The following is an 18,648-nucleotide window of genomic DNA, read 5'->3' on the forward strand; positions in this document are numbered from 1 at the left end:
CCCAGGGTAAGATCCTTCAAAGGCCCTTTGGTGGAATGACGATACCGAGGACAACCTTCGCCCAGGATAAGAGTGGATTCTTCCTATTGAGTACCCTCTATGATAATACGCTTAGATTTAAGAATGTTGAAATGTTCCATGAGCACTTCGCCACATCAATGATAATGCAGAATGGCACCTTTAAGGGATTCACAGTAATTGACCTTAAGACAGGGGAGTTTAAGGTATTCTTGGCTAAGGTAGGTATAATAGCTACAGGTGGTAATGGTAGGGTATATGGTTTTACAACAATGGCCCACTCCTCCACTGGCGATGGATATTCAATAGCCTATAGGGCTGGTATACCACTTAAGGACTTTGAATTCCCCCAGTTCCACCCAACTGCCCTAGTCCCAAATGGCATATTAATAACTGAGGGAGCTAGGGGTGAGGGTGGTTACTTAATTAATAAGGATGGGGAGAGGTTCATGAAGAAGTATGCGCCAAGTAGAATGGAACTGGCCCCAAGGGACATAGTTAGTAGGTCTATAGTAACAGAGTGCATGGAGGGTAGGGGATTCATTGATGAGGAGACGGGGCTATGCTATGTGCTACTTGACTTAAGGCATTTGGGTGAGGAGAGGATTGAAAGTAGATTACCCATGATTAGGGAAATAGTGATGAAGACTCTTGGAATTGATCCAGTGGATGAGCCTATTCCAGTTAGGCCAGCAATGCACTACATGATGGGTGGAATACATACTGACATTAATGGGCAAGTAATGCTTGATGAAACCACAACAAGGGTACCTAACCTCTGGGCTGCGGGTGAGGCTGCATCTATAAGTATACACGGAGCCAATAGGCTAGGTAGTAATGCACTATCAGAATGCCTAGTCTGGGGTAGGATAACTGGAGCATTAGCTGCACAATATGCACTCAATGCCCCTGAACCGGAATTTGATGGATCAATTAAGGACTTGGCAGCTAGGGAGGAGAGTAGGGTATTTGATAAATTGATTCATAAGGAGGTTGGGGGTGAGAATCCGTATGATATTAAGGCTGAGATGAATTCAACAATGGATAATAACGTCTACGTGTTTAGAGATAAAAGTACTCTTGAGGAGGCTTATACAAGTATTAAGAGGCTTAGGGAGAGGTTTGCTAAGGTTAGGCTTGAGGATGATGGTAGGATATATAACCAGAACCTTAAGGACATTATGGAGTTGGACTTCCTCCTTGAGCAGGCAGAGTTAATAACAATAGCTGCGTTAAATAGGGCTGAGTCAAGGGGTGCTCACTATAGGTTAGATTATCCTAAGAGGGATGATGTTAATTGGCTTAAGCATACCTTACTCTTCTACACTGCTGGAGATAAGCCGAGGATAAGTTACTCACCGGTTAAGATAACTCGCTGGAAACCTGAGGAGAGGAAGTACTAGGTAACATACACCTTACTCATCGATTCAACTTTTGTTGGCTCAACTTACTCCTAACCTCAATGGCCTTCTCTAACACGAGGCTCTTTAACTCTTCCTTACTTACACTGGAGTCGCCGTAAGCTACTATGGCTACTTGGTATGTTTCAAGCTGCTGCCAAGTCTCCTCAGCCAGCACCTTAATGCCCTTAACACTATCATTAATCAGTAATTCCCTTAAGGCATTCTCAAATTCACTTATAGGTATTTTAACAGGTAAATCAAGCCTAACTCTGACTACACGGTACTTAACATCACTTTGATTAATTATCATTGAATCTTTAAGGACGGAATTAGGTACTTTAGCTACCTCACCATTATCAAGCACAATGGTCGTGTACATTAACCCCATGTCAACTATTGTTCCAGTGAAGCCATTTGGAATACCCTCAGTGGGATACGTGGTCCTAAGTAACCCATAACGCCAAGTTAAGAAGGTTATCCTTTCCCCTGGCCTAAAGGGTTTAGATATCAGTAGTACGAGACCTGATATTACATCGTTAAGAGTTTGCTGGAAGGCTAGGCCAAGCACTAGGCCTATTATTGTACCGCTTAAGGCCGCGGCGGCTGGGCTATACTGAACTATGCTTGCTGTCACGAATATTATGACTGCTAGTGCTATTAGGAGTTGAAGGATAAACTTTAAGGCAGTGGCTGTATGAGGGTCATATGGGTAAAGGGCCTTAGTTATCTCCCTACTTGTTGTGAGTATTAATACTGAACCAATTATTAACACCAATGAAAGCCTAATCAAGTACTCGTAATTCCTTAGGTAGGCTAATTGCGGGAAAACATTAAATGTATAGATGGTTAAATGGTATATGATGTAAACTACAATGCCTGCTATTATTATTGGAATCCAGCTCTTAACTATCTTACTTAACACTGATGATAAAGGCGGTCCCTGCTTCACTTGGTTGCTACTAGCCTTCACAATTTCTCATTAATTAAGGGATTTATTTACCTTATTATTTAAACATTCATTTAAACCCCTAAGGGCTGAATACTGGTAGGACATCAATTATTCCCCTACTTGAATCTATTATAAGTAGCTTACCAGCTAGCGTTGGCTTTAATCCAGCAAGTATTCTTAATGCATCTAATGCCTGCCAGGATGCAACCACACCTACCACTGGGCCTACCACTGCGTTGCATAAGCCTTCCGCGCATGATACTGGGTTCAGGCCTTTTATGTTTAGTATTTCAGTTAACCGTGGTGTCTTACCTGGCAACACCGTGGTTACTAATCCAAACCACCCATCAACACCACCATTAACTATTGGCTTATTGTACTTACTGGCTAATTCATCAACATCAAACCTAGTCTTCATATTATCAACAGCCAGAACTATTACATCTGCTGAAGCCACTAATTCCTCGGATTCTTCATTCCTTGTTAACACCATTTGATGAGCCTCAATTTTAACCCCTGGGTTAATTTCCCTAAGCCTCCTCTCAGCCACCTCAACCTTACTCTTACCTATATCGCTAGTGGTGTACAGTAACTGCCTATGTAGGTCACTTATACTTACTGTATCGAAATCAACAAGTATTAGCCTACCAACCCCTGCACCGGCCAGGTACATTGATGCTAATGAACCTAATCCACCCAACCCCACCACTAGGGCACTACTACTGCTTAGCCTCCTTTGACCATCAATGCCTAATAGAGGCAATTGCCTGACGTACCTATCGCTACTAATCATTATCCTAAATGGATTAGTGCAGTAGAATAAATATATTTACTCATACTCCCTTAATCAGCATTTCCCTAGCCTCCCTCTCAAGCCTAGTGGGGTTGCTGGGTTGAATATTAGTGGTGAGCACTATGTAGTTACCCTCGATCCTAATTAATGAACCATCCTTAAGCCTACTAAGTATGTATGCAGCGTAATTCCCCCCACCCCACTCAAGTATTGTCCTATAAACCTTAAGGTACCTTAACTTGGCTTTACCACCCTTATACGCCAACTCTCTAAGCAGTAGCATTGCTAGCCTTGCACTCATCTGGGATGAGTACTGTTGACTCATTTAGATTCACCTCAACTACGCATCCACTGTAGTTAAGTATTTCCTCGGGAATATTAATAATTAAGGGTATGTTAGCCATAATTGACCCCACTAGCATTAACGTATCCGGCTTAGCGGCAAGTATGGCTAACGGTGCTTTACCGTACTTAGCTAACTGATACATTACATATGGACCCACCGTTGAACCAGTGGAGTATGGTAATGCAAAGACCTTGCCAGCTATGCTTATTTCCATTCCCTTAACCTTAATAATACCCCTAATACCGTCAACATCGCCTAGGAACGATATTGGAGAATTAATGGCAATTAACTCCCCTGACACGATACCATTACCGTGAACTGTATTACCTTTAAACACACGCACTTAATTGCCTTAAATAGCGCCTTAATAAGGGTTCGTTTTAGCTTCCAGTGATTAAGCTATAATGGTATTATTTTAACCTTTAACAACACCTATTGGCCTCATTCTAACAACCTTCTTAGCTAAACCTAATGCATCGGAAACCTCAGCCACAATATCAACGTTCTTGTAGGCCTCAGGAGCCTCCTCACTTATTATCTCTGATTCAGCGCTCTTAATAATAATACCCCTTGACTCTAACGCTGCCTTAACCTTACTTGGTGGTAGGCTCCTAACTGCTGCTGACCTACTCATCTGCCTACCAGCGCCATGTGGAGCAGTGCCGAAGGTTAACTGCATTGATTTCTCAAAGCCAACGAGAATATATGAACCCGTACCCATACTTCCAGGTATTAGGACCGGTTGCCCAATCCCCCTATACACCTTAGGTATCTCCTCCCTACCAGCTGGAAAGGCTCTCGTTGCCCCCTTCCTATGTACCCAAACCTTAGCCCTATGGCCTTCATCATCTATTAAATGCTCCTCAAACTTAGCTATATTATGGGCGACATCATAAATTATCCTCATACCTAATTTATCAGGGTCCCTTCCGAAAACCCTCCTGAAGGATTCCCTAACCCAATGCATAAGTAAATGCCTATTAGTCCATGCGTAATTAGCTGCGGCAGCCATGGCGTTCAGGTAATCCTGCGCCTCCCTCGCTGTTAATGGTAAGGCTGCTAATTCCCTATCAGGTAGGTAAAGGCCCCATTGCCTCATCTTACTTTCAGCAATCCTAATGTAGTCAGTGGCCACTTGATGGCCTAAACCCCTTGAACCTGAGTGAATCATGACCAGTACTTGGCCCTCCCTCTCTATACCGAAGACTTTAGCTATATCTGGGTTAAATATCTTATCAACGACCTGAATCTCAATGAAGTGGTTACCTGAACCAATGGTCCCAATCTCATCCTTCCCCCTCTCCTTAGCCCTTTGACTAACCTTACTTGAGTCCGCGAGGCCCCAACTACCATTCTGCTCAATGTAATCCTTATCATCAGCCCAACCGTAACCATTCCTAATAGCCCAATTAACACCCTCATCAAGCACCTTATTTAATTCACTAATCGGTAAATGTAATCTCCCTGTCTCACCCACTCCAGCTGGGGCTAATTCAAAAATCGTATTAACCAGCTCCCTAAGCCTAGGCCTGACTTCATCTTCAGTTAAATCTGTCCTAAGTACCCTAACACCACAGTTAGATACAACAAACCCATTAGCGACAAAGTCATGGGCCTCATCATTAACTGTTAAGTCGTAAACCAGGCCATTAAAAGGCTCCTCCCTCACCTCCTCCACTACGTCCCATACAATGTCACCATCGACCCTATCCTCATACCATTCTTCAAATGCGGGGAAGCTCCTAGGTATTCTAGGCTTATCAACCCTACCCTCATGGATACTGCGCTCAATGAACCCCTCATTAACGTACTCTAACGTTAATGAGGCTGCACTGGACTTAGCGTAGCCGCCCTTAGCCGTGGCAACGGCCAATTGCTTAGCCTCTTCATGTGAATTAATGATCCTCTCCTTGAGCCTAAGCCATATAACCGCAGCATTGGCTAACCTCTTCCCCTCCGGGTTATACTCATAGCTTACCCTGCTCCATAGCCTTACCAGATTCTCAGGTGTTGATAATATGTGTAAGCGAAGCCATACCCTATCACCGCTTGAGTATATCCTCTGTATTGAGCCTGTCTCAATGCCTATTTCATGCAGTAATTCAGCTATGTCATTAAGGAAGCCGTAGCCACTCCCCTCAAGCTCCCTCACCTTAGATATAGTTACGTGGGGATGCTTAAAGTTGTAGCCATTAATCGTAATAGGCTTACTCATCCCAGCACCAAAGTATGCAGCTAGGAAGAGCCTCTTCATCCATGGCGGTAATTCCATTATCCAGCCTGGTACCCTGAAGGGTATGTGAGTTTTCTTACCTTGCGGCGCGCCCAATGCTATTAATAAAGCCTTAAAGCTCCTTGAGGATACATGCAGCACACACTCATGGCTCCCAGTCCCTTTACCGTTAATCCTTATTCTTCTAGCTCTACAATATATGTTCGCATTATAACCAAGCTCTTCTACGTCCCTTTTAATCTCCTCTAGGCCTTCCCTTGAACCGTAGAACGCGGTAATTTTGCCCTCTACTCCATTAAATGATCCATCACCAATAAAGTAGCCAAGTAGTTTAAGTAGTATGGGTAGTTTCGGGTTTCTTGCAGTTAATGGGAGTAGGCCCCTCTTCCTCAACTCCCTGGCTATTGCATCTGGGAATTCATTACCACTTAGGATAACTTTATCAGGTGGTTCCTCATAGGGCATGCCCTCAAATGGGTATAAAGCTACCTTATCACCTACCCTCAAATCGCCGGCGTTTATCATACCCTTGGGTGTTAAGATTGGGTGATCTGCAGATGCCTTAAGTAAATGCCCGCTCTCGGTTCTAATAACTATAAGTTTATTCTCACTCCTCCAAAGGAATAATTTAACTTTAGTGTGTTTAGGTACTTTGGTATCCCTATCAATGGAGACAAGCTCACCACCCTTAATCAGTGACTCTATGGGTACTGTGTAGCCGAACCTAGTGAGTATTCTTGTACCAGGTGGCAGGCAGTTTATATCGTACCCTATTCCCCCTGGGCTTATTGTACCTTGATTTGCATCAACAGCTGCCACACCACCCACTGGGAAGCCGTAGCCCTGGTGGGCATCAGGTAGCGCTATACTATACTTATACACTCCAGGTAGGCATGCCACGTTGGCAGCTTGTTCAAGTGTTGAATCAGTCTTCATTTTCTCTATTAATGATTCATCAGCAAATATCCTAGCTGGAACCTTCATGCATGGTTTGTATGTCTTAGGTATTTCCCAAATGAACTTATCTATCTTTCTTAAAGGTGGAACCATATTATTAATCTCAGTAATCCATAGCTTGGTGGTTTTAAATCTTTTTACTCAGCTACTTAGCTTAAGTATTTTAGTCATTATTAAACGCATCCTTGATTCACTTACATGGTTACTTAAATTGCATCCGCCTTGATTGCCATGACTTCATGCCTATTTATAATTATAAATAATGCGGTGACAGTGGATCTATATTATAACTAATGCTAAGTTATTATTGCTAAAACATTAGTGAAGCCATGACTAAATGCATTGAATATAATTTGGTAATTCATAAGGATACAGCCGATGGAATCTCTCCATATTTTTTAACCTAGGAAAGATTAATAAGGCATTCTTGAAAAGGTAATGCTATGGAGGGTTTAAGCCGCATAGACATAACGTTCTACGGCAGAGGAGGGCAAGGTGCAGTTACTGCAGCGCAAGTTTTAGCTGAAGCTGCAATACATAGTGGCCTCTTCGCATCAGCGTTCCCTGAATATGGGGCTGAACGTAGGGGTGCCCCTGTTAGGGCTTATGTGAGGATTGCTAACCAGTACCTTGGTATCAGGGAACCCATAGAGAAGCCTGATATATCAGTGGTCTTCGACACAAGGCTTGTGGATTTATTCAACATAACTAAGATAACTAAGCCAAATGGTACAATAGTGATAAACTCCAGTGAGGATTATGCTAAGCAAATGCTTAGTCAGTTTAATGGTAAGGTAGTTTACGTAGATGCCTACGGTATATCAATGAAGTACCTAGGTAAGGCCATAGTAAACACACCGATGCTTGGTGCATTACTGAGGGTAGTGGGGATGATTAATATTGAGGTGGTTAAGGAGTTAATTAAGGGCACTTTCAGGGGGAGAGTCGGTCAATTAAATGCTGAAGCAATTGATGAGGCATATAAGTTGGCTAGGGTGATACCATGAGTGAGCTCAAGTCCTGGACCCAAATACCCATAGGGGGTTACATAATTGAGCCTAAGAATTCCATTAATAATAAGACTGGCTCATGGAGGACCCAAAGGCCAGTAATAAACCAAGACGCATGCACTAGATGCCGCATATGCTGGCTCTACTGCCCTGAACCAGCGATACTTGAGCTTGATAAGCCCTATGTGGCTAAGAATGGGAGGAAGTATAATATTACATTTGAGGTTAATTATGATTACTGTAAGGGCTGTGGCATATGTGCAAATGAATGCCCAGTTAAGGCAATAAAAATGGTGCCTGAGGTGGTTCAGCAATGACGCAGGTACTTGAAAAGCAGAGGGAGAGTAGTATTGTTGTTGAGAAAAAGGGTTTAACGACAAATTACGCCATAGCCCAAGCGGTTAAGGATGTTGACGTTGACGTTATTGCAGCATACCCAATAACACCTCAGACAACCATAATCGAGAAGTTAGCCGAATACGTAGCTAATGGGGAACTTGACGCGGAGTTCATTCCTGTTGAATCAGAGCACAGTGCCTTATCAGCAGCAGTGGGTGCATCAGCAGCCGGCGCTAGGGTTTTCACAGCTACGTCTGCTCAAGGCCTTGAGTTAATGCATGAAATACTTCACATAGCCTCAGGCCTAAGATTACCCATAGTTATGGCAGTGCCAGGTAGGGCTTTATCAGCCCCCATAAGTATACATGGTGATTACCAAGACTTAATGAACATTAGGGACACTGGATGGATTATTTACATAGCGTCCACCGCCCAGGAGGCTTATGATACTATTATTGAAGCCTTCAGGGTTGCTGAGGATCCTAGGGTTCAATTACCAGTTATAGTATCTTATGACGGCTTCTTAATGAGCCACACCACCGAGCCTGTTGAGTTATATGACCCTAAGGTTGTACGTGAATTCACGCCCAGGAGGCTCAATACTAGGCCTATCCTTAACCCTGAGAAGCCAACAACAATTGGTGCTTTAGCAACCCCTGACTGGTACTATGAAATAAAGTACCAGGCTATTAATGCGCTTAAGTTATCTAGGAGTGTGATTAATGAAGTGGATTCTGAATTTAATGAGAAGTTCAGTAGATCATATAAGCCTGTAGAGGGCTTCATGATTGATGATGCTGACTATGTCCTAGTCACATACGGTGGTGCAGCAACTTGGAATGCCCTTGAGGCGGCTAAGGAGGCTAGGGATAGGGGGCTTAAGGCTGGTGTACTTAGGATTAGGCTCTTTAGGCCCTTCCCAGCGGATGATCTTACTAAGGCACTCTCCAATGCTAAGGCTATTGCTGTTGTTGATAGGGCTGTGGCGCCAGGTTCACCCATAGAGGGGCCGGTCTTTAAGGACGTCTACATAGCCCTACACATGGCTGGTATCGATAAGCCAATGCTCTCAGTAATACATGGCCTCTCACAGCGTACAATGTACATAAGGGACTTCTATGAATTATACTATAGGCTTAAGGATATTGCTAAAGTTGGTAAATCACCGCAGGAATCATTATTCATGGGGTTGAGGTGATGGGGATGGCTAAGCAGATTAAGGTAGGTATAAGAACCATATGGGATGTACCTAAGGAGGAGTATTTTGGGCCTGGTCAACTAACATGCGCTGGCTGCGGACCATCGCTGGCGGTTAGGCTTATGCTTAAGGTGGCTGGACCAAACACAATAATAGCTAACGCCACTGGCTGCATTGAAGTAACCTCAACTCAATACCCATATACTGCCTGGGCTGTACCTTACATTCACGTAGCCTTTGAGAACGCGGCTGCTGTTGCATCAGGGATTGAGGCTGCTTTAAAGGCACTTAACAGGAAGGGTATAGCTAATACTAAGGCTAAGGTAATTGCCCTGGCTGGTGACGGTGGAACATACGATATTGGTATTCAAGCCTTAAGCGGAATGTTGGAGAGGGGCCATGGTGTATTATATGTGCTGTACGATAATGAGGCGTACATGAACACTGGCATACAGCGTTCAGGTGGTACGCCGCGCTTCGCATGGACCACTACATCACCAGTAGGCAGTAAGATTAGGGGTAAGGTTCAAAGTAAGAAGGATATAATGAGCATCGTCATAGCCCACCGGATACCATACGCCGCCACAGCAAGCATAGCGTACCCAATTGACTTCATGAATAAGGTTAAGAAGGCGCTTGATGCATTGGATGAAGGGCCAGCATTCCTACATGTGTTTGCTCCATGCCCACCAGGTTGGAGAATTGATGAAAGTAAGACGGTTGAGATAGCTAGGCTAGCTGTGGATACTGGGGTATTCCCACTTTATGAGTGGGATCACGGCAAATTCAGGCTTAATCCACCTAGTAATGCTCATATTGATAAGTCAAAGAGGAAGCCGCTTATAAATTACATTAAGCCCCAGGGTAGGTTTGCGCACATGAAGGAGGATGAGATTAAGGCGATGGAGGCTGAAGTAGATAATTACTGGGATTACTTAATAAGGCTACTTAAGGCCTTTGGTTAATTAAATCCTAATTATTAGCATTAAAGTTATTAACTATTATCATCATTTAAGCAAGCCACTCAATTTCATTAGCCCAGAAGCTTAATTCATCTGGGCTTAACCTCCTCTTTGTGTTCCCAGATTCAACAAAGGCGTCGGTGATTTCAACAATCTCACCCCTCCTTAATCCCACTACCCTAATAATGGTTTCACCGTAATTACTCTCGAACTCTGATGTTGAGGATGCAGACTCCTCCGTTGGTGGATAAAATAACACCTCAATATTATCGCCATTCTCAATCATCCTGTAGGCTGGGTGCCTAGTAGCAATTCTCTTAAGCTTACTATAGCTTACGCTCACCATACTAGGTCACCACTAGCTTTAACCATGCATTTAAATCACTTATCCAGTGCACTACTTAATCCTGAATCTAAGTAATGCCGCCAACCCCCCTAATCCACTAAGTAGCTTACCTGCCTCACTACCCTCAGGCACTATCACTAATTTAGCCCTAGTCCTAATACACTCATCTACAATGCGCCTGGATTCCTCAGCCTTCTCCATTAAAAGCTTATCAAGCATTGCCACTGAGTCAACTGCCCCCATGCTTAAGGCTTCATAAATCTCATCACCAAGGGCCACTAAGCCGCTGCCTTTACTTAACTCCTCCATAATTCTATTAACAGTATTATAACCTAACTTAAGGCCAACCTTATCTAAGTAGCCCCTCCTCTCAACCTCATAGATACCGCTTAATCCACCTTCAGAAACAATGGCATTTTCAATGATTACTCCCTTAACATCAATATTGGGAATACTATTCATTAGCATTCCCTGAGCGGCAATGATTAAGGCATTGGGTTTATGAATTTCAGCCAATTGTTTAACAACCTTGGAGATATCATCAATATACCTCTGATTAATTAATGACCCCCCGCTCTCCTTACTTTGAATATAATTATTATTAATTGTAGCAATAACGCTTACACCAAGCCTAGTAGCCAATGCTACTGTGGTTTCCTCGATGGATATTGATGCAATGATGACCTTAATACCGGAGCTAAGCGTGTTAATTAACTGTTCAAGGTAATCCCTACTAATACTCCTCATAATCTTCAACATTGAACCAATCCCCACTTCAAGGCTATGGTAACTTCCACCAGCTCCCTCAAGCCACTCAGGATAATCCTCAATAATCCCCCTAACCCTCAAAACACCCCTGGGTTCATGGAATTCAAGTTCCTTAACCCTAATACCCAGGTAAACCTTCTCTCTACGAAATCGCTCCCCACTCCTACCTCTAACTTCCCTAACAGTCCAAGAGTAAACTAAGTCACCTGGCTTAAGAGTAAGGTAAAGTATGAATAGGTCCTCAACCCTCTCCACAGTCAACTCAACGAAATTCTTACCCTCATTAATCTTCATTAGCATCAGCATCCTTTAGCAACCTTTTAAACTAACCTGCAGTAACTTCACCGTGGAGTACACGACCTATGGGGGTGTCTCAATAATTAATGCAATACCATCATTAAGAGGGGGCACTATGGCTATTGATTTACCTGTTAGGGTTAGTGTAAGTAAGGGTGAATGCCCAATGGATGAGTTCACCTCATTCATAGTTAAATACGCCTCAGCAAAATTAGGGGTTAGGGAAGAGTACTGCATTAGGGTTAACAGTAATGTGCCGGTGGCCAGTGGATTGAAGAGTAATAGTGCAGTGGCTGTTGGAGTAACCTATGCATTAGCGAAGGCCACTGGGGCTGAGTTAAGTAAAATTGATGTAATTAGGATTGCTGCTGAGGCGACTAAGGTTCATGGTTCATCAATAACAGGGGCCTTTGATGATGCATCAGCATCATTACTAGGAGGAGTAGTATTAACTGATAATCGGCTTATGAAGGTAATTAAGCACATTAACCCACCCAATGATGTAGTAGTGGTTGTAACAGGCTTTAAGGAGGGTAAGAAACCCATTAATATTAATGCCCTCAGGGATTTAAGAAGCCTCTACCATGATTTAATGCATTGGGCATTGGAAGGTAAGTTATGGGAAGCCGCAACAATTAACGGTATTATGGTGGCTAAGGCGCTGGGTTATGTTAAACAATTAAGCGCAATCAGTGAGGCCTTAGGTAGTGGGGCCTTAGCCGCTGGCGTGAGTGGTAATGGGCCATCAATTTACGCAGTGTTTAAGGTTGGTGAGGAGGGGCCTTTCATTGATTACATTAATAAGCATTGGGGTTACATAACACTCACTAAGCCTATTCCAGTATTAAGCATCTAACATTACCTAGTTTTAACCAAAGACATAGGTTTTTAAAGCTAGCTTAACTGAGATTACTATGTCTTGGTTTGAGGACTTTGATGAATGGTTTAAGAAGTGGAGGAAGTTTGTTGAGGAATTTGAAAAGGAGGTTGAGAAGGAGATTGAGGATACTTTAAGGCCATTAAGTGAGAGGCAGGGTACGAAGAAGGGGAAGAGTAATGTTTATTACTATGGTTTTGAAATAACAATGGGTCCTGATGGTAAACCTAAGATTAAGGAGTTTGGTAACGTTAGGCCATGGAGTAGGCCCCTAGTGAGTGAGGAATCTGAACCATTAACTGATGTTTACGAGGAGGAGGATACTGTTAAGGTAATAATGGATATGCCTGGTGTTGATAAGGATGATATAAGCATCAGCGTAGAACCAGATGGGAGAACACTTATTGTTGAGGCTAAGGGGAGTGATAGGAGTTATAGGAAGGAGCTTCAATTACCCACCGAGGTTGATGCAAGTAAGGCTAAGGCATCGTATAAGAATGGGGTCTTAACTATAGAATTACCGAAGCGGAGTAAAGGCAGTAGGGGCACCAGGATTAAGGTTGAGTAGTCATGCCCAGGAAAAGTACAACTGAGAGGAGGCGTAAGACTAAGGCTGAGGAGGTTTTAGAGAAGGTACTTAACCATGAATTAATGCCTAAGGCTGAAGTTGTACCTAAGGATAATGCTAAGGCATTACTTAGAAGGCTTAACGCTGCACCATGGCAATTACCCTGGATAAGGAGCACTGATCCATTAGTCAGAAGCCTAGGTGCTAAGCCTGGAGATATAATTAAGATAATTAGGAAATCCCCAACAGCAGGTGAAATCGAGGTTTATAGGTTCGTTGTCCCAGGTTAAACCAACTATTTTTTAACCAACCTCATACGTTAAGTATTTTAAGCATTCATTTAGCCTGCTTCTTAGGCTTAACCTCACCCAATACCTCACTATATTGGCTTACTGAAAATTCCTTACCGCACTTTGGGCATGCAACAGACATACCCATGTTGTACCATGATTCAGCTAATTCAAGCTCAAACACATGTCCACAGTATGGGCACTTAACTCTAAGCTTCAGCATCCTTTCAGGTACGCCACCAGAGTACTCCCAATCCTCCGGCAGTTGCCATCCTTCCTCGGACATGGGTGAAGCCATGCCTCCCTATTTTATAAATCTTTTTATTACTCCCGAATATTAGTTGATTGCCGTTAATGTATTCGTCAGAAATCTTAACCAATAGATTTAAACAGCATGGAAAGCTTTAAATATGTAAGGCAATATAGTTGGGGTAATGATATCTAAGTCAAGCAATTATGGCTACCCAATAGTTCTAACTAGCGAGATAGCTACTGCAAGTGATACATATGGCTCATCAGTGGTGGGTTTCGCCAGCGCAATACCTGAGAATTACTTCAGGAGGAGGATAGCGCACTGGTTCTTTAACGTAAGTAGTGATAAGGAAGGTAGAGTTAAGAGGGCACCATATGGCTTAGCTAAGGTTGAGGCATCACTACTTAACTACGGCTTTAATCGGGATGATGTAATAATAGCCAGCCCATATAAGCTCCATAAGGTTATTGGCCCAAGAACAAGGATAGTAGGCATCTACACTATGGATGCCCTAGGCCTTAGCTATGGTTCAGGAATACTATATTGGATCCTTAAATTAGCTGACTTACCATATAGGGGCCTACCTTACATAGCTAGGTCATTCCTTGAAGTTATTGAGCACCCAGCCATAAAGGCTCATAAGGACCACATTAAGCTTGTGGTTGGTGGACCAGCGGCTTGGCAACTTGTGGATACTGGGGCCTGGCAGAAGTTAGGTATTGATATAGTCTATGAGGGTAACTTCGAGAATTATGGCCCAATACTATTTGAGAGGATACTTAAGGGTGAGGATATTAGAGGTAGGATAGTTAACAGTAAGCCACCAAGCATTGAGGAGGTGCCAACAATAGTTACACCATCAATAGGTGGCTTAGTTGAGGTCACTAGGGGTTGTGGTAGGGGCTGTGAATTCTGTACCCCTACCTTAAATGGGATGATTTCTTCATTCCCATTCGAAGGACACATAGATAAGGAGATAATAATTAATATTGAGAAGGGAGGCCATAAGAGTATTACACTTCATAGTGAGGAATTCTTCAGATATGGGGCTAAGTCCATTGACCCTAACCCAGATAAGGTTAAGGATCTTGTGGTTAAAGCACATAAATTGATTAAACGCTATGGGGATGAATACCGGCTACACACTGATTTCACAACAGCCGCAGTGGTGGTTCAGGCACCTGACCTGGTTAAGTTCGTGGGGGAGTACATGAATGAGGGTGGTGAGTGGAGCTTCATAGAGATGGGTATTGAGACTGGGTCCCCAAGGTTACTTAATATGCTTATGGCTGGTAAGGCTAAGCCATTCACTCCAAGGCAGTACCCTGACATTGTGGAGCAGGCTGTTGGTATACTTAATGACAATAGGTGGGTTGTGGTTGGCACTATGATACTTAATTTACCGGGGGAGAGGGATGAAGATGTTGCAGCCAGTATTGAATTACTTGATAGGTTAAGGAAGTACAGGATATTAACATTCCCATTACCATTCATACCAATGGGCGCCCTCAGGAGGAGGGACTTCACAATTCTAGACAAGATGATTGACGACCCACTTAGGAGGGAGTTCATACTCAAGGCTTTAATTAAATCAATGGAGGAAGCCATAAGGTCAGTGGAGTTAATAGTGGATAGTATGGAGAATATAATAGCTAAGTTCATTATAAGGCGCATAAGCCTATTCGCATTCAATACAGTACTGCGTAGGTATAAGGCTAAGCTTGGTCAAATAGGCGAGTACAGTGAGGAGTTCATTCATAAATTAGCCTCAGCCGCATGGGACTTAAGTAAACGCCAAATATCAATCAATATTAATGATGATTCTTAATCAATTACTAGGCCCAATTCCCTTAACACATTAATCATATTACTATTCCTTAATCTAATTGGGTTAATGTGTATAATAACCCTAACCACATCATCACTATCACTCAGCATTACAGTATTTAAGTAAAGCCTCTGTTTATCAAACCGTAGGTAAAGCTTATTACCATTAATTCTTGAATCCAGTGAAATCTTGAGGAGTCTCTTATCATCATCAGTCAACTTAGCTGCAATACTCCTAATTAAATTATCATTACTACAGTCCCTTAACCTTAAGGTAAGCTTAAAAACCTTAATTGGATTCTTATAATGACCTCTAAGTGAATTAGTCTCAATAAGCTTAATTACTGATGATCCAAGTAGGTTAATTAACGCTGCAATAACCTTATCATAATCCTCCGTGGCGTGTGCATGAGTCTCCACATCTATCCTATCTATTAAGCACATGGGTCAATATCTAGAGGAGGGGGCAGTTTATAAACATGCTTTAAATCCAATTTAATACAAACACGTATGAGGCTCTATCTTTTTAAATAGTAGAGTAACCGCGGAATTATGTTCAGTAAAATATTGGTTGCTACGGATGGTTCCCAGTACTCGGATAAGGCCCTTGAAACTGCTATAGGGTTGGCTAAGGCATTTAACTCAAGCCTATATATAATTCACGTGGTTGAGGAGGATAAGGTTGCTATGGCTGCATCAACAATGCCGATCATGGTTAATGTGATCGAGGACATGGTTAAAATAGGTAATGAAATATTAAATAAGGCAAAGGCTAAGGCATCTGAAGCAGGTGTTAATGCTGAGGTCATATTGGCTAGGGGTAATGCTGCTGATAAGATCCTTGAAAATGCGGATAAGTTAAACGTGGATTTAATAGTGGTTGGATCAAGAGGCTTAAGGGGCTTAGCCAGATTCCTACTAGGCTCAGTATCAGAGAAGGTTGTGAGGCATTCAGGCAAACCTGTATTAGTGGTCAAGTGAGGTTACTTTATTAAAAAAGGAACCCAGTGTATTGCATAAAATCCCTAAGCTAACCAGCGCCTGGAATCATAATTCCTGGGGTGAATTTTTAAGCACCTTACATAAACCCTACGTGTAATTGTGATGAATCTGCAGGACTGACGTAGTGAGGATTCTTCTCGCAGCTGATTTCCTTAATCCACCATTACTTTAACCCCAAGCCTCCTCAGATCCCTCCAGAATAATCTATTACTCTTATTAACACACTCAGCATTATGAATAATGGTCTCGCCGTCAGAACCCGCACCAATTACACTACTCATCATTGCAATCCTATGGTCGCTTGGGCACTTAATTAATGCACCATGTGTTATTGATCCACTTATCCTTAGGAAGTCACCACCTTGGTTAACATTAACGCCAAATGCCTTTAAGGATTCTGATATGGTCACCAGCCTATTACTCTCCTTGAAGGCAAGGTGCCTAACCCCAGTTATCACTGTATCACCCACTGCAAAGGGCGCAATTGAGGCTATTACAGGGGCTAAGTCAGGGGAATCCTTTAAATCAACCATAATACCCTTTAGCACTTCTCTACCCCCAACACTCCAGTTACCGTTATTGAAGGTACTACGTGCACCTACATCATTAAATAAGTTTACTAGTGAATCATCGCCATAACCAAGCGGCCTCGGTAACCCAGTTACCGTCACTGATCCACCTGTAGTTAAGGCTAAGGCCGCGTAGAATCCTGATAAGGCGTAATCACCAGGTACATTACTTAAACTGATCCTTGGCGTACATTGATTAACCTTGATTAAATTATTACTTATTCCTACACTGCACCCTGATTCCTCAATAATCCTCCTGGTTAACTCCACGTACTGCCTAGATACTAAATCTCCGATTACGTGTATTGTAATACCAGACACTAGGCCAAGCATCATTAATCCTGAAATATATTGACTTGTTAAATCACCCCTAATCTCAACGTAATTACCCTTAACTGGTCCATTAATGGCTGCAGGTAATGAATTACCATCAACATTAACCCCCAGTTTCCTTAATGATTCCAGTAACTCCCGTATTGGCCTCCTCCTAAGGGTTTCATCACCATCAATAACCACTGGGTTCCTGCATGATGAAGCCAAGGCTACTCCAATCCTCATAACTGTCCCAGATCCCCCAACATTAACATAGCCACCGCATTGCCTTGAATTAGGGATTACCCTAATGCAATCACCCTGCTTAACCACCGTTGAGCCTAAGACCTCAACCATCCTTAGGGCGGCATCAGCGTCATCAGAATCCGGTATACCGCATATTATAGTTTCCTTATCACTAATCGCTGATAATAATATTAACCTAATAGCCCAACTCTTTGACCTAGGAGCCTCCACTGAACCTAATGCCACTGACCTGCTAATCCTAACAATCATTCAATAAGAGGCCAAACCCTGAATTATTAAATATATTTCATTGAAATTGAATACCCATAAAAATACTTTAATTCAAATTCCATTACTTAAGATTAATTACAAGTAATCATCAAGGCCAAGCTTCTTTAGGTGGCTCTTAATCTTAGACACATCCCTCTCCATTTTCTTAGCCTCATCAGTCAACTCCCTCACATTCCTATCCCTCTGATTTAACGTGCATTCTCCATTAGGCGCCATGGCATGTGCACTACATGATGCATACTGGCACCTATAACCAATACAAGGATCATTAGTTAAGCTGCAGATTGCCTTACCCTTAACAAACCTTAAAGCCTTCTTAATGCAAATAAAGTATTGGCAACTTGCCCCAATACAATACTGAACCTTCACAGTCGGGGTTCCTGAAACAGTAATCTTCACGCCAACCCCCTATTCACTGGGGTTACTTAATTAGGTTATTTAAGTGTTTTCCAATAATACACATAGTTTAAATAATAAATAGAATTACATAAATGGAATATGCACAATAATCCTCATGAATCCTTAACCTCATACTAAGAATTAATCATTAAAATAAACAGCCCTAATCCCAGAAGCTAAAGCATCTGAATCAATAGCCAAGAATAAATCATAGAACTAGCACTAGGAATAAACTTTTATCTCTAAGCGGAACAACAGTACAGTGATGAAGCGTGGTAGGAATGAACAAATGATTAGTCTAAACCAGGCTGAATCTATTTAATAATAAAAGAATAATTTGAGTTTTAACCTAAGTTTTACCTAAGGCTTTACTTCCTCCTCAACGCTATAATAGC

Annotated in this window: 21 protein-coding genes; 10 read left to right on the forward strand and 11 right to left on the reverse strand. The window is 42.5% G+C overall.

Annotation, left to right across the window (positions count from 1 at the left end; all coding sequences use genetic code 11):
- Nucleotides 1–1,421, forward strand: a 1,421-nt coding sequence (locus BP896_RS04895; protein WP_291766344.1) for an FAD-binding protein, incomplete at its 5' end; no start/stop codon positions are given.
- Between the two features lie 16 nt (nt 1,422–1,437).
- On the opposite strand, the gene BP896_RS04900 is transcribed toward BP896_RS04895, so the two are convergent.
- The 5 genes from BP896_RS04900 to BP896_RS04920 form a co-directional block, all read right to left on the reverse strand.
- Nucleotides 1,438–2,391, reverse strand: a complete 954-nt coding sequence (locus BP896_RS04900; protein ID WP_291766345.1) for a mechanosensitive ion channel family protein — start codon at nt 2,389–2,391, stop codon at nt 1,438–1,440.
- Nucleotides 2,392–2,449: 58 nt separating this feature from the next.
- A complete protein-coding gene (locus BP896_RS04905; protein ID WP_291766346.1) occupies nt 2,450–3,163 on the reverse strand; it encodes a HesA/MoeB/ThiF family protein in 714 nt (237 codons plus the stop codon).
- 40 nt (nt 3,164–3,203) lie between these two features.
- Entirely contained in the window at nt 3,204–3,488 is a 285-nt protein-coding gene (locus BP896_RS04910; RefSeq protein ID WP_291766347.1) for a hypothetical protein, read from the reverse strand.
- Nucleotides 3,433–3,852 (reverse strand): aconitase X swivel domain-containing protein, encoded by a 420-nt coding sequence (locus BP896_RS04915; protein WP_291766349.1) that lies wholly within the window; start codon nt 3,850–3,852, stop codon nt 3,433–3,435. The genes BP896_RS04910 and BP896_RS04915 overlap by 56 nt, the downstream gene beginning before the upstream one ends.
- 72 nt (nt 3,853–3,924) lie before the next feature.
- Complete coding sequence (locus tag BP896_RS04920; protein ID WP_291766351.1) at nt 3,925–6,792, reverse strand: RtcB family protein; 2,868 nt, start codon at nt 6,790–6,792, stop codon at nt 3,925–3,927.
- Between the two features lie 350 nt (nt 6,793–7,142).
- Between BP896_RS04920 and BP896_RS04925 the strand changes: the two genes are divergently transcribed.
- Genes BP896_RS04925 through porB form a run of 4 tightly spaced genes read left to right on the forward strand, consistent with a single transcriptional unit; the run spans nt 7,143 to nt 10,211 of the window.
- Entirely contained in the window at nt 7,143–7,706 is a 564-nt protein-coding gene (locus tag BP896_RS04925) for a 2-oxoacid:acceptor oxidoreductase family protein (protein ID WP_291766353.1), read from the forward strand.
- Nucleotides 7,703–8,026 carry a 4Fe-4S binding protein gene (locus BP896_RS04930; protein ID WP_291766355.1) on the forward strand — a complete coding sequence of 108 codons (324 nt, stop codon included), beginning with the start codon at nt 7,703–7,705 and terminating at the stop codon, nt 8,024–8,026. The genes BP896_RS04925 and BP896_RS04930 overlap by 4 nt, the downstream gene beginning before the upstream one ends.
- Complete coding sequence (locus BP896_RS04935; RefSeq protein ID WP_291766357.1) at nt 8,023–9,246, forward strand: ferredoxin oxidoreductase; 1,224 nt, start codon at nt 8,023–8,025, stop codon at nt 9,244–9,246. Before BP896_RS04930 ends, BP896_RS04935 begins: the two co-directional genes overlap by 4 nt.
- Nucleotides 9,247–9,263: 17 nt before the next feature.
- Nucleotides 9,264–10,211, forward strand: coding sequence for a pyruvate synthase subunit PorB (gene porB, locus BP896_RS04940; RefSeq protein ID WP_291766378.1), 948 nt, complete (start codon nt 9,264–9,266; stop codon nt 10,209–10,211).
- Nucleotides 10,212–10,257: 46 nt separating this feature from the next.
- On the opposite strand, the gene BP896_RS04945 is transcribed toward porB, so the two are convergent.
- Together BP896_RS04945 and BP896_RS04950 are read right to left on the reverse strand one after the other, a co-directional pair.
- Nucleotides 10,258–10,554 (reverse strand): hypothetical protein, encoded by a 297-nt coding sequence (locus BP896_RS04945; protein WP_291766359.1) that lies wholly within the window; start codon nt 10,552–10,554, stop codon nt 10,258–10,260.
- Nucleotides 10,555–10,605: 51 nt separating this feature from the next.
- A complete protein-coding gene (locus BP896_RS04950; RefSeq protein WP_291766361.1) occupies nt 10,606–11,616 on the reverse strand; it encodes a hypothetical protein in 1,011 nt (336 codons plus the stop codon).
- A 52-nt stretch (nt 11,617–11,668) separates the two neighbouring features.
- Between BP896_RS04950 and BP896_RS04955 the strand changes: the two genes are divergently transcribed.
- Genes BP896_RS04955 through BP896_RS04965 form a run of 3 tightly spaced genes read left to right on the forward strand, consistent with a single transcriptional unit; the run spans nt 11,669 to nt 13,354 of the window.
- Entirely contained in the window at nt 11,669–12,475 is an 807-nt protein-coding gene (locus BP896_RS04955) for a shikimate kinase (protein WP_291766363.1), read from the forward strand.
- Between the two features lie 58 nt (nt 12,476–12,533).
- Nucleotides 12,534–13,064 (forward strand): archaeal heat shock protein Hsp20, encoded by a 531-nt coding sequence (gene hsp20 / locus BP896_RS04960; protein WP_291766364.1) that lies wholly within the window; start codon nt 12,534–12,536, stop codon nt 13,062–13,064.
- Between the two features lie 2 nt (nt 13,065–13,066).
- Complete coding sequence (locus BP896_RS04965) at nt 13,067–13,354, forward strand: DNA-directed RNA polymerase subunit H (RefSeq protein ID WP_291766366.1); 288 nt, start codon at nt 13,067–13,069, stop codon at nt 13,352–13,354.
- A gap of 46 nt (nt 13,355–13,400) precedes the next feature.
- Here the strand turns inward: BP896_RS04965 and BP896_RS04970 are convergent, their stop codons facing one another.
- A complete protein-coding gene (locus BP896_RS04970) occupies nt 13,401–13,640 on the reverse strand; it encodes a hypothetical protein (protein ID WP_291766367.1) in 240 nt (79 codons plus the stop codon).
- Nucleotides 13,641–13,788: 148 nt separating this feature from the next.
- Here BP896_RS04970 and BP896_RS04975 point away from each other — a divergent pair, with 148 nt between their 5' ends.
- The gene (locus tag BP896_RS04975) at nt 13,789–15,435 is read left to right on the forward strand and encodes a B12-binding domain-containing radical SAM protein (RefSeq protein WP_291766368.1); all 1,647 of its coding nucleotides are present in this window, start codon (nt 13,789–13,791) and stop codon (nt 15,433–15,435) included.
- Here BP896_RS04975 and BP896_RS04980 read toward each other — a convergent pair.
- Nucleotides 15,432–15,878, reverse strand: coding sequence for an RNA-binding domain-containing protein (locus tag BP896_RS04980; RefSeq protein WP_291766370.1), 447 nt, complete (start codon nt 15,876–15,878; stop codon nt 15,432–15,434). The two genes, BP896_RS04975 and BP896_RS04980, sit on opposite strands and share 4 nt — an antisense overlap.
- A 108-nt stretch (nt 15,879–15,986) precedes the next feature.
- On the opposite strand from BP896_RS04980, the gene BP896_RS04985 reads away from it, so the two are divergent.
- Nucleotides 15,987–16,415: a universal stress protein gene (locus BP896_RS04985; protein WP_291766372.1), complete on the forward strand. Its 429-nt coding sequence runs from the start codon at nt 15,987–15,989 to the stop codon at nt 16,413–16,415.
- 173 nt (nt 16,416–16,588) lie between these two features.
- On the opposite strand, the gene aroA is transcribed toward BP896_RS04985, so the two are convergent.
- Nucleotides 16,589–17,833: a 3-phosphoshikimate 1-carboxyvinyltransferase gene (gene aroA, locus BP896_RS04990; RefSeq protein WP_291766373.1), complete on the reverse strand. Its 1,245-nt coding sequence runs from the start codon at nt 17,831–17,833 to the stop codon at nt 16,589–16,591.
- Nucleotides 17,834–17,929: 96 nt separating this feature from the next.
- Complete coding sequence (locus BP896_RS04995) at nt 17,930–18,253, reverse strand: hypothetical protein (RefSeq protein WP_291766375.1); 324 nt, start codon at nt 18,251–18,253, stop codon at nt 17,930–17,932.
- Nucleotides 18,254–18,648: the final 395 nt, after the last annotated feature.

The organism is Caldivirga sp. UBA161 (assembly GCF_002506515.1).
Lineage (GTDB): Archaea > Thermoproteota > Thermoprotei > Thermoproteales > Thermocladiaceae > Caldivirga.

Bases quoted from the DNA above. Each gene is read 5' to 3' on its own strand.
- BP896_RS04910 (WP_291766347.1), bottom strand. From the start codon at position 3,488: ATGAGTCAACAGTACTCATCCCAGATGAGTGCAAGGCTAGCAATGCTA.
- BP896_RS04920 (WP_291766351.1), bottom strand. From the start codon at position 6,792: ATGGTTCCACCTTTAAGAAAGATAGATAAGTTCATTTGGGAAATACCT.
- BP896_RS04945 (WP_291766359.1), bottom strand. From the start codon at position 10,554: ATGGTGAGCGTAAGCTATAGTAAGCTTAAGAGAATTGCTACTAGGCAC.
- BP896_RS04950 (WP_291766361.1), bottom strand. From the start codon at position 11,616: ATGAAGATTAATGAGGGTAAGAATTTCGTTGAGTTGACTGTGGAGAGG.
- aroA (WP_291766373.1), bottom strand. From the start codon at position 17,833: ATGATTGTTAGGATTAGCAGGTCAGTGGCATTAGGTTCAGTGGAGGCT.
- BP896_RS04970 (WP_291766367.1), bottom strand. From the start codon at position 13,640: ATGTCCGAGGAAGGATGGCAACTGCCGGAGGATTGGGAGTACTCTGGT.
- BP896_RS04975 (WP_291766368.1), top strand. From the start codon at position 13,789: ATGATATCTAAGTCAAGCAATTATGGCTACCCAATAGTTCTAACTAGC.
- BP896_RS04965 (WP_291766366.1), top strand. From the start codon at position 13,067: ATGCCCAGGAAAAGTACAACTGAGAGGAGGCGTAAGACTAAGGCTGAG.
- BP896_RS04935 (WP_291766357.1), top strand. From the start codon at position 8,023: ATGACGCAGGTACTTGAAAAGCAGAGGGAGAGTAGTATTGTTGTTGAG.
- BP896_RS04930 (WP_291766355.1), top strand. From the start codon at position 7,703: ATGAGTGAGCTCAAGTCCTGGACCCAAATACCCATAGGGGGTTACATA.
- hsp20 (WP_291766364.1), top strand. From the start codon at position 12,534: ATGTCTTGGTTTGAGGACTTTGATGAATGGTTTAAGAAGTGGAGGAAG.
- BP896_RS04980 (WP_291766370.1), bottom strand. From the start codon at position 15,878: ATGTGCTTAATAGATAGGATAGATGTGGAGACTCATGCACACGCCACG.
- BP896_RS04905 (WP_291766346.1), bottom strand. From the start codon at position 3,163: ATGATTAGTAGCGATAGGTACGTCAGGCAATTGCCTCTATTAGGCATT.
- BP896_RS04925 (WP_291766353.1), top strand. From the start codon at position 7,143: ATGGAGGGTTTAAGCCGCATAGACATAACGTTCTACGGCAGAGGAGGG.
- BP896_RS04985 (WP_291766372.1), top strand. From the start codon at position 15,987: ATGTTCAGTAAAATATTGGTTGCTACGGATGGTTCCCAGTACTCGGAT.